Source organism: Pseudoalteromonas luteoviolacea S2607, assembly GCF_001625575.1.
In the GTDB taxonomy this organism is placed as follows: domain Bacteria; phylum Pseudomonadota; class Gammaproteobacteria; order Enterobacterales; family Alteromonadaceae; genus Pseudoalteromonas; species Pseudoalteromonas luteoviolacea_E.
The window spans coordinates 139,067-150,705 of sequence record NZ_AUXV01000020.1; the positions used below are offsets into that span (position 1 = coordinate 139,067).

At 37.8% G+C, this 11,639-nt stretch carries 8 protein-coding genes; 1 reads left to right on the plus strand and 7 read right to left on the minus strand.

The annotated features are described in order from the left end of the window. Window positions 1-13 precede the first annotated feature (13 nt). From rmuC to N480_RS12745, 6 genes are all read right to left on the minus strand, one after another. On the minus strand, window positions 14-1,471 hold the full coding sequence (rmuC, locus tag N480_RS12720; RefSeq protein WP_063372876.1) for a DNA recombination protein RmuC: 1,458 nt from the start codon (window positions 1,469-1,471) through the stop codon (window positions 14-16). A 142-nt stretch (window positions 1,472-1,613) separates the two neighbouring features. Next, entirely contained in the window at window positions 1,614-2,303 is a 690-nt protein-coding gene (locus tag N480_RS12725; protein WP_063372877.1) for a response regulator, read from the minus strand. Beyond that, window positions 2,303-2,509, minus strand: a complete 207-nt coding sequence (locus N480_RS12730) for a hypothetical protein (RefSeq protein WP_063372878.1) — start codon at window positions 2,507-2,509, stop codon at window positions 2,303-2,305. The genes N480_RS12725 and N480_RS12730 overlap by 1 nt, the downstream gene beginning before the upstream one ends. Window positions 2,510-2,836: 327 nt before the next feature. After that, window positions 2,837-5,935, minus strand: a complete 3,099-nt coding sequence (locus N480_RS12735; RefSeq protein ID WP_063372879.1) for a DEAD/DEAH box helicase — start codon at window positions 5,933-5,935, stop codon at window positions 2,837-2,839. A gap of 146 nt (window positions 5,936-6,081) precedes the next feature. Then, entirely contained in the window at window positions 6,082-7,047 is a 966-nt protein-coding gene (locus tag N480_RS12740) for a ParB N-terminal domain-containing protein (RefSeq protein ID WP_063372880.1), read from the minus strand. 18 nt (window positions 7,048-7,065) lie between these two features. Next, window positions 7,066-8,295, minus strand: a complete 1,230-nt coding sequence (locus tag N480_RS12745; RefSeq protein WP_063372881.1) for an AAA family ATPase — start codon at window positions 8,293-8,295, stop codon at window positions 7,066-7,068. A 706-nt stretch (window positions 8,296-9,001) separates the two neighbouring features. Here N480_RS12745 and N480_RS12750 point away from each other — a divergent pair. Beyond that, window positions 9,002-10,216: a hypothetical protein gene (locus tag N480_RS12750; RefSeq protein ID WP_063372882.1), complete on the plus strand. Its 1,215-nt coding sequence runs from the start codon at window positions 9,002-9,004 to the stop codon at window positions 10,214-10,216. 57 nt (window positions 10,217-10,273) lie between these two features. Here the strand turns inward: N480_RS12750 and N480_RS12755 are convergent, their stop codons facing one another. Continuing rightward, the gene (locus N480_RS12755) at window positions 10,274-11,143 is read right to left on the minus strand and encodes a DNA replication terminus site-binding protein (RefSeq protein ID WP_063372883.1); all 870 of its coding nucleotides are present in this window, start codon (window positions 11,141-11,143) and stop codon (window positions 10,274-10,276) included. Between the last annotated feature and the right edge of the window lie 496 nt (window positions 11,144-11,639).

The window sequence follows — 11,639 nt, forward strand, 5'->3', positions numbered from 1 at the left end:
TAATGCCTCATAATTACTCAAGTTCTAACTTGGCTTTTTCTAGCAGCTCTTCTGGCAAATCTTTAGATACGGCAACACCCAATTCTTTAAATTCAGATGCCTGTTTAATTAAGTTGCCTTTTCCAGCGTAGAGCTGTCCAAGGGCTTTATCATAGGTTTCTTGGGCTTTCTCAAGTTGTTTACCTACGCCTTCCAAGCTATGCAAAAAGCTATTCAATTTGGCGTAAAACTTTTCAGCTCGAATCGCCAGCTCTTTGCTGTGTTTGCTTTGTTCTTCAAAACGCCAAAGCTGCTTCACAATATTTAAACTTGTTAGCAGAGTAGTTGGTGTTGCTACTAACACTTTATTTTCAAGCGCGTATTGGTAAATGTCAGGTGCATACTTGATGGCTTCAACAAATGCAGACTCTACTGGAATGAACATAATTACCACTTCAGGCGAATTCAAACCAGGTAGTCGCTCATAAGATTTATCACCTAACTCTTTAACTCTCGCTTTGATGGCTGTCACATGCTCCTTCAAAGCTTGTTGCGCGAGCATATCTTCTTGCGCATTAACATAACGTGTATACGCATTTAAAGAGGTTTTTGCATCGACAACAAGATGCCTATTTTGCGGCAAATATACGATCACGTCAGGACGAAACTTACCGTGCTCGGTAGTAAAACTTACTTCTCGTTTATAGTCATAACCGGGTCTAAGACCTGCACTATCCAGTACATTCTCGAGCATTAGTTCACCCCAATTGCCCTGAGTTTTAGTCTGGCCTTGTAATGCTGTGGTGAGTTTACTGGCTTGATCAGTCATCGCCTGATTATTTGCTTGTAAGTGAAGCAACTCAGTTTGCAACGCCGCACGCTGTTTTAACTCTTCACTATGAATTGCTTCCATTTTGTCACGGAAACCTTTAAGTTCTCCCTGTACAGGTGTCAGAATATGCTGGATTTTTTCCTGACTATGACGTGCAAATTGCTGACTCTTTTCTTCGAAAATCTTACCAGCCAGGTTTTCAAATTCTTGCTTTAAAGTCTCTTTAGCCTGTTCTAATTGCTGGATTTGCACCTCAAAAGCGCGTTGCTTCTCAGTTAATGTTGTTTCCAGATCTGTCAATTTCAGTTCTAACTGATGTGCTCGGTCTTGTTCACTTTTTAGCTGTAATTGAACTTGTTGCCACAGACCATAGTACTCTTTAAGTTGCGAGTGCTTTTCAGCCAGACGAGCTTGATATGTCTGGGCCTCACCATGTAGTTTTAACTGCTGCTGTTTGGTATCGGCTAGCTCAGCTTTCATTTCTTGATTAGCCGATTCAAACATAGCTAGCTGGTTTTGTGCTAGGAGTAGTTCATTTCGGCTTTTTTGCTTTATAAAAAAAATAACAACGGAAAACAAAATACTGGCCGATACGGCACCGATCCCTAACAAAGTGACAATAGTGCTCCACGGGAGGGCAGACCAAGTAGTCCAAAACATAGTATGACTCTTTAGATTAAATCTAGTTAAATCATACCTGAGTACGTAACATCATTCACTTAGATGAAGGGAGGAAAATTGAATTTTTATAAGAGAAAAGCAAAGAGTTAGTCTTAATAAGCTAACTCCATCAGATAGGCTATCAACTATCAATGTGCTGTTCGTTAAAGCGGTAACCCGCTCCATAAACAGACTCGACTATTTTTGGTGAAAACTCGATATTTTTAATTTTTTTACGGATATTTTTGATATGACTATCTATAACTCTGTCGGAAATATCAAAATTGTCTGGTTGAATGTGATCAAGGATCTGCTGTCTAGAAAACACTCGATTTGGTGCATTATAAAGCATCGCAAACACGTCAAACTCGACTTTTGTCAGACTCAAAGACTGTCCTTTCAATAAAACCAACAACTGCCCTTCGTTAACTTCAATTGCAGGCTTTTCAGGAGCCTGTACAGTGCTGCAGCGGCGCAAAATTGCTTTTATACGCATTACTAATTCAGCTGCACTAAATGGCTTACATACGTAGTCATCAGCTCCAAACTCTAAGCCTTTAAGGCGATCGGCTTCAGATACTTTTGCTGTTAGCATGACGATAGGGACCATTGAAAATTCGCGGATTTGTCGCATACAAGCAACACCATCCTGATTAGGCAACATGATGTCCATTAAAATGGCATCTGGGCTATTAGCCCTTACCCAATCAACCACTTCTGCGCCGTCAGCAATATGTGATATTTGAAATCCAGATGCTTTAAAAAACAGCATCACCTGTTCAGCAATATCAAAATCATCTTCGACAATCAAAATGTGGTTAGTTTCTTCCATTAGTTTCTCTTTTTAGCTTTCAATACTCTTAGTTGCTGCTTCACTTGTTTTTTCAAGCCAGAGGACAAAGTGTCGTCAAATAACAACATGCCTAAGATGCTTGCCAAGTCTTCAGAGTTTGCAACTTCGTTAATCAGATCATAGTCGCACAGCGATTGAGGTTCAATAAAGTTTAATTGCGAAATTGAGTTTTCATAGCACAACATAGTTTACCCGCCTTAAGTCCAATTCATTTGGTGTTTTTTTCCTATGTGTGTATTAAAGAGAAAGAATATGGATCAAATGTGGAACAAAACCAGAAAAAAGGGTAATTGCAATTACACTATATTACACGAAGCCGAAATATTTCAGTCTGAGCCCCGATTCTAACGATGAGCTCCCAGAAAAAGAAAAACCAGCTCATATTGAGCTGGTTTATTACAAAAAACGTAACGTAATTAATAAGGGGAAATCAACATGTGCTCATTGTTTAACTGCTCTAACAACGTGCATAAGAGTAGACTACGGCCCCTTTTAAAAGTTCAAAATTAATTTTAACTTTTTATCAATTCAAGCATTTGTGCTTCATTAAACTCACTTAAGTTCACGCCCGTATCAGCAAATAGGGCATCCACCAGTGCTTGTTTATCTTTTTGCATCTGAAAAACTTTTTGCTCTATCGAGTTCGCCACGATTAACTTATAGACAAATACAGGCTTATCCTGACCAATTCTATAGGCGCGATCTGTAGCTTGGTTCTCAACCGCTGGGTTCCACCAAGGGTCAAAGTGAATAACCGTATCAGCCTGGGTCAAATTAAGGCCAGTACCGCCCGCTTTGAGCGAAATTAAGAACACGTCGACTTCACCCTCTGTAAACCTTGCAATGGCCTTATCCCGCAGCCTTGTTTGTCCTGTTAGCATCGTATATGGAATATTTTGATCATCACACAGGTTAGAGATCATATCTAACACAGTTGTAAACTGACTAAATATGATTATTTTGCGCCCTTCTTCTAGCAGAATTGGTAAGTGTGCCCCTAGCCATTTAAATTTTGCGCTTTCTAAATATTCGGTACCTTTATCAACCAACCCTGGATGGCAGCAAATCTGTCTTAACTTTAATAAAGCATCTAAAAAGGCTAACTTGCTACTCTCAACACCTTGCTCTTTGAACAAGTCGATTAAACTCGATTCAATTTGGTTCTGCACGTGTTGATACAGTGCGGCTTGCTCTGAGCCAAACTCTAGCTTTTTAATAAGCTCTGTCTTTGCAGGTAGTTCTCGTACAACTTCAGACTTGGTTCTTCGTAATATAAAAGGCGCTATCAAAGATTGCAGCTCTTTCGCTTTGCGGCTGTCACGTTCCTTTTCAATAGGAATTTGAAAGTGCTGTTTAAATTGCTGCTTGGTGCCTAATACATCAGGCATAACAAAATCCAATAGTGACTTAAGCTCCATTAAGTTGTTTTCAACAGGAGTACCACTTAAACACAGCTTGAATTCAGCAGCTAATTGTTTGACACACTTAGAGATCTGCGCAGTTTCATTTTTAATATATTGCGCTTCGTCTAATACAATCGAATCAAAATGCAGCTCAGAGTAGTGCGCCAAATCACGCTTCAACAATGGGTAAGTAGTAATAATAAAACGGGCTTGTGAAACTTGATTGAGTTGTTTATCACGGTTACTTCCATGAACTGTTAAAACCGGCAAATGCGGTGCAAACCGTTTAAACTCATTCTGCCAGTTGCCTACCAAAGACGTCGGACACACAATCAAAGAGGGCTTAGTCACCAGCGTATTGTGTTGAGAAATGAAGTAGGCGATCACCTGTAGGGTTTTACCTAGCCCCATATCATCAGCCAGTATTCCTCCTAATTGATGACGGTTTAGGAACTTAAGCCAATTTACACCTTGCAGCTGATAATCTCTTAGCGTAAATCGGTCATTGCTCGCTCCCAGTAATGTTGCGTCTTCATTTACTGGCTTGTTTAACTCTTCAAGGTAATCAAGTAATCGTTCATCGTCAGAAACACTTTCTACAGCATCCAATTCAAAAAGTTTTTTTGCATATGACAGCGGAAATTTGAACTGAGAACTCGACAAGTAATAGCTAAAGCGTGACTTTAAAAGCAGAAGCTCTTCATAAATACTTTTTGAAATCGCGTAGTATTGCTCTGCAATTTGGACATACTGAAATACGTTCGCAATCGAATTGACTTCGTGATTTGGTACTTTGTCCCAGTCAAGCAATATCAACTTATCATCAAACATGACTTTGCCGATTACATGATGCTTCTTGTCTCGTTTCAACTGTAGCGTCACTTTTGGTACTTGGACCTTTTTGGCTTGCTGAATTTCATCAACTTGCCACATCTTACGCTGCAAATAAGGACGCACTTCACAGTTGTACCAATGGTAAGCGACTTCGTCTTCAACAGGTAACTTAAACCCATCGCTTTGAGCTTCAAAACCAAGGCCTAGCAACATTTTCTCGCACCGATTAAGTTGCTTTTCAGTCGAATACTTAGTCTGAGAATCAAATAGAGATAGCGCTAAGTGTTTAAATTCGCCCTCGGTCAGGCTCAGCTTTGCAACGAGCTTATTTTTATCTAGCAGTCGTTCAAAACCAGTTGGAGGTGGAATAACATTATCAGCAAATATGTCTTGGAAACGCTTAATCACAGCCTCAATTTTGTCTTTTTGAATGCTGGGCATCGTTTGCAGATGTGCAATCTCAGATGCGCTTAACTCAGATTCTATACGTCCGAGCAACATATTTTCTGTATCTAAATAAACAGGTGGATCAGACTTAATTAGAAGCCACTGTTCGACACCTGTTAATTTGCTCTCGAGCTTAAACGTGTCCTTTTCAACCTGCCAAGTAAAGTCTAAATGCTGCATATGGCCGAACTGCAGCGGCTTACGGCTATTTCCGTAAAAGCAACGCTTTGTAGCGACAAGCTGTTGTAATGCTGCAAATCCCCAACTACCAGACAATTCAAAGTGACCAGGTGTATTTTGAGAGCGAACCCAACTGAACAGCTTATAATCACTCTCTAATATGTCTTTAGGTGGAACATGTGCGTTTAATTGTTTTTCGGTTAGCGCGCGGCCTAACGGATAATGTCCATCAGGTTTGTGAGGAGACATTTTTGGATTTACAAGTAGTTCATTACCACGGTGCTCCAATACAAATAACAACACATTTGCAGCGTTTAAGTCGGATGCCTGCTGTAACAAAGACAACTCGTTAAACCAGTCGTTTACAATAAAAGACTCACCAAACCCACCAGAATGCTCTACCTTAAGTTTCAGTAGAACAGCTGCTATGTGGCGACATTTAGCATTATTTGAACAGGAACATTGAGCCTCAACGGAAGGGGTTCCTTTGATTTGCTCAATTTTTATGTGCTGCGTAAAGGTATTACCGTAGTTTCCTAGTACTTGCGCATCAATTCGCGAAAAATCATCGGTATGTTCCAAAAAGCAGATCTGATCATCATTCACGTACTCTTTTGCCTTGGCTAACATAGCAGAACTAAAGTACTGCTTCAGAAAGCGCTCTGATAACGGGAACTGTGAAGACTGTTCCTGCTTAATTTCTTCGAATAAAGCTAATAGCTGCTCTTTAGATAACTGCGAGGACATTTTTTAACAAGTAACAAGACGTAAAAGACCAGTATATGAAATTACGGTTTTGAGCTAAAGAGGAAAAACCCACAAAATTAGGAAAAACTGACTGGTTGGATGTGAAAAAGGCATATGTATGGCCTAGAACACTAGGCCACTACAATTTAATTAAAACTACTTAACAATTTTTGCAATTGTTCTAAACGCTTTTCAGTCAGCACCTTATCGTCTATTTTTACCGTAACGGCCCCAGAATTAATGCTTCGCTGGACTTTTACAAACTTGTTTTCTAGCAAACATTCATTTCGGTTATTATTTTCTGTTTCGAACGTTGTTAGGTATTTAGTAATCTCTATCGCGCGCTTTTCGTCGCTCATAGGTTGAGTTTGAAACTCTGCCTGAGCTAAACCAGAAACCTTACCTGCAAACTGCTCAGGCCTCTCTTTCAATGCGCTGATCAATTTTTTAGCAACTTCGCGGCCAAGATGATTAGGAGTCGGGTACATCAAGACAATTTCCCTGTCAATCTGCTCAAAAGCCTTGATAGAGTCAGCAACAGCGGTATGAGAAACACCTTCTAATCCAGCAATCTCGCGATATGAGCCCTTTTTCCCGCTGTCTTGTAATTTCTGGCGTGTTTGGACGTAAGCTTTACCAAGTTCCCAAAGGCTAGGCGCAATATATTGATCGGAAGATACGGCAAGCGCTTTAGCATCATCTTCTGTAAAGTCTTCTGAGCTAAAGACTACATAATCAGCTTTGGCAAGCAAACATGCCTTACGCCGCCTTGAGCCAGAAAGAACTAGCATAGATGTACCTTGCTTCCAGCACAGTGCAGGATGCATATTCTTACCGTCTTCTTGTATCGCTGGTAATATATCCGCAACTGACCTTTCATTCAGCAAAGACTGCTCTCGACGATTTTTTCCATAAACCGATGTTTCTTTTTCAATATTATGCCAAGGGATCACTTCACAGATCAGCTTGATCTGGCGGTTTGGATCACTTGGTGCCGGCATCGTAACCTCTTGACCGGCAGACGCTTGTCCCAATAAATCATCTAGACTACTACTTTCTACAGGGGTTGCAAAAGGGTCTATTCGTGTATCGTTTTTACGTTTTCTAGCCATATTTTAGCCTGTGTTCTATTAGTCTAAACTTGATTGAGTTGACACCCAATTGGAGCGTATTAGCATTTCTAATTCATCTACAACATCTTTTATATTTTCTTGTGATTTAAGCAAAGACTCCCTGCTTGCAAGTGAATCAGAAGTTTTTTGATCGAAAATAGTATTGAAAGATGAAGAACTTGCTGTAATCGCCGAGCTATGATTGATCGGATAACTCATTACTTGTCGTCCAAAGGCAGTTCTTACGTCTTTAACAATGTCTCTTTGAGAGTGATTACCTTTCACGTAGTTGGTGACGAGGAACTGCATAAAATCCCAGCCTTCATGACCCAATGCAGCCACGGTATGATAGATTTCGCCCAAGCGTTTTAAGTATTTATTATTTGCATCAAAATCTACTGCTTCTGGATGAACTGGAATAAGCATTGCTGTAGAGGCCATGAGCGCGTTGTAGAACATAAAATTCAAAGAGGGCGCAGTATCTATCAATATTAGATCAAACTCGTCTTGAACGGGCTCTATGACACGCTCTTTAAGTTTATGATAATGTCTTGTTTGATCATAACCTGAAGATTCTTTTAATTCCGTTGCTGTTTCATGTTCAAAGTAAAAGTCATCCATGCCAGAAGGTAGAATACGAATGTTTGGAATATGTGTTTTTTGAAATGACTCGGAAACTAGCTGTGGCCAGGTTTCTCCCTCATCCAATTCAATACAATCACGCATCAGGTCCCCAACGGTTATTGGCTCGTGATCATTTGATGGAAAAAAGCTAGATGACGATCCTTGCGGATCAAGATCAATAATTCCGATACGATAGCGCTTTATGTTAGTGGTAGCCAATGCTGCAGCCAAGTTGACAAGTGACGTTGTTTTACCACAACCACCTTTTAAGCTATTTATTACGATAACTTGTAGCTTGTCTTGATCAGACCTATGATCAGACTTGATCCCAAGCGTATCTGCCATCGCGAAAATATTACTAAGCGTATATGCATAGTGACCATTTGCGCCTTTCTGGATACTCAAATGATCAAAATCGCCTTGGTCGTGGCGCCTTTTCAAAGTTCTATTATTGACACCCAAAAGGTCAGCTGCCGCTTTTTGGGTATAAGTACGCAACTCTTTATCTTCTGATTTCAAATGAGCACGATAGTGTTGAATACGACCTTCAAGAGATTTCTCGGCAACCTCTGCTGTCGCTTTCAACAGTTTATAAGTAGAAAGAGCATTGCTATTGATAGACATACTAATATTCCTTAACCTGATACATATTATTATAATGTCCATTAAATGAAAGGTAAACATATTAAAAGCATGACATCTCAAAAAATCATTTTAAAATCTACCTATAAGATTAATTAAAGAGTTTAGATATGGTTAAGTATAAAGGTAATAAAGGTTAAAAGCACCAAATACAAGTTTAAACTGTTGTTTTACAATGATAAAAATAAAATAATCAGATCAACAAAATACGTAGTAAAGATCAGATCTTTAACTACACTTAGATCACAAATATACTAAGTAAAAATTGACCAGTATGTTAAATCACAGGTTATCAACAGGTTTATAAACAATTGTCCCGCCAGAGATCAAAAAAATACTAACTAGATCTCTAAAGATATGCACAACTTTCGTAAATGGGCCTTCAATCTGTTAGTAAAGATCAGATCTATACTACAGATAGATCTGATCTTTACTAATTTGTATTTCATTTATACACAGCTGCCCGATCTAACGAGCATTTTATAAGGGTTTTAAGTTGAATTTCAGCAAAATCGCGATGTTTATGCAGCTAGTAGGTAAAATAGCGATCCAAATTTTACTTTAAGTTGGTAAAAAGCTGATCTAAAGAAAAAATTGAATTCAGATCACTTTTATACTAACTTAACCATTTAACTTTTGCCTTTGAATGTGTTGTTATTAGCTGTCGAAAGAATCTGGAAGTAAAAAAATGAACCGTAAGGTAAACATCTCTGTTGATAATCTACCTGATTCACTTCGTGGCCAAATCCACGGAGTTGAAAGTGCGATAGACAATGAAAGTCTTGCACTATTTACAGACAACAAAGATGTGAGAATTTCTTTAGAAAGTACAAATCATGGCCTACGAGCTTACTCAAATACTTTCAATCATTATGATCTTTGGGGTCGGTTTGTTCGTTCTGGACACAAGAAACTTCCACTAGAAGAAGCTCCTAAAAAAACAATTATAACGCGTAGAATTTCTGAAAAGGTAGATGGCATTCTATATGATGGAGAAATTAAGATTACTCCAGCTGTTGTAAGTAGTAAAAAAGAAGGAGAGGAAACTGAGTATCTTGTCTGGCCGTCTGATAGAGAAGAGAAAGTTGAGCGAGCTTTAATTCGTCTAGCTTCAAAGGGCAAAATTGTAAAAATAAATTTTAAGTCCGGTATTCAATATGCGGTAATTTTTTCGATGAATGAATTGGCGCAAGAGTTGAAAGCTGTTGGTCAATCAATGCCTTATCCACAAATAAAAGAGTCTTTAGAAGCTCTTCAAGGTTCAAAATTATCATTTAAATACAGAGCTACAGACACTAAAAATAGCGATGTTGACGATTCTTTTTACGAATCAAATATGAATTTTCTCTCTTCTTTACATTTTAGTGGTAAGAAAGGCCAGGGAGGAAACATAAAGTGTGTCGCATGTTTGAATGCATTTGTACACAATATGATCGACAACTTAGAGTATAAAGGATACTACTTTAATAGTGCACAAGAGCTTAAACGAGGATTGTCTCGATGGATGATGTTGAGGCTTTATCATTTATGGCGTTACGCTGCCCCTGGTAAAACTTACCATTTTAGATTGTTATCGATAATGGAGAAGTATGGATCTATATACTCTTCTGATGAAATTACTGATAACAAATTAAAAGCGCTTCGTAGAGATATGACTACAACAATGAAAGACCTAATTGAAAAGGGCGCTATATCAGAATATAACATTTCAAATGTTAAAGATGAGCAATCCGGTAGAATAATCGATTACGTGTATGAAATGCATCCATCGGCACAATTTTGTGAAGAAATTCTGGCTCTAAATAAACATAACAAACGAATCGAAATTCAAGGCGGTAAAAGACTTGTTGAAAGTGCTGAAATAATTGATGAAGATATTCTTGAAGAAATTGTGAAAAAGTAATATTCGGATGGATAGTCAATTATGTTAAATTGGCTATCCCAAAGATTTATTGTAATATTAGTCTAAGTTTTCCAAGTAAATTCGCTCAATTAAGTAACTATAATCTTTCTTTCTTACATCTACATTTGAACTACTGTAACTTGTCAGCTCTCCAATTTTAGTTTCGCTTTGAGGATTGAGCAATATGAAGGGGAGTGCAGCACTTACGTGATATCGATTTTTTGCTGAAAATCTAACATTTACTTCTGGCGTCACTCTTGTAGGACGTTTAATCCTTAACTTACTCTTTTCACTTAGGCTCCCCACTCTAAGTTTTTCTGACTCTACTATTTGTAACCAATTTTGCTGATCTATAACTCGTGGATTTGAATATCCTGAAGATTTATTCAACATTTCTAATGCCACTTTCTTTGATAATGTCATTGAAGAATGTTTCTTCATCCATGTAAAACGTACAGAGTATGGGGTTGCATCTTCAAAATGGATTTTTCGATAGGCCGCTAATGTTATTAGGTTTGGTACTGCATTGTGAACAGCTTCAAACCTTGCATCATTGTTATTTATTTCTAATATAGCTTCTTTGAAATTTTTCTTCGCTTTATTAACTTCAATAATACGCGACTTTAAAGAGAAGTTCGGATCATTAATTGCTATTAATCCTGGGTGTCTTGTGAGTATTTTTCCACTTTTTTTATTCCCAACAAAGACATCTTGGTAACCGGATAAACATTTTTCAAGCGCGACATCACCAGTTATTTTTGAAACACTTATGTTATCAGGTGCTTTATTTTCATCTTCTTCTGTGACTTCAGGTAGTAAATAATAGTCACAATTTACAACTTCCGAACTTTTTATTTCTTCACAAAGTATGTTTATTTGTTCGAATAGATAATCAAAACTGCTTCTTAAATTAAACTTGGTACTCATGATATATCCATGTATGATGTGTTCTCTATATTATAGCTAAAAATCTCTGTTTGTGCCAATCTGCTTTATACCGTTTGTTATAGGTATAATACGAACACATCATACGTTACTTGTATTGGTAAATTTAGATATTAATAGAATACTATTTAGTGATTATATACAGTTATTATATTAGTATGATGTGTTCTTTTTATTATAACTCAATTTTATCGCTTCTTTCAATTTTTTGATATTCAATGAGTAGCAGTTCAATTTGTTGTGAGATGCGATTAGCTAATAAATAAGTACGTCATGGTAACGATTTTTAAAACCGAGAATAGTAGGCGAATGTGATATATCATTAAATATGTATGATGTGTTCCTTTAAATTATAGCCTAAATAATCCTGTTAACCAATGCTTACTGTGTTTTGACTTTATATATGTTGAACTAATTTTACTTAAATTCTGTAAGGGGAAACTATTGTTATTATTCCGAAGTTTGACTCTGAAGTTTG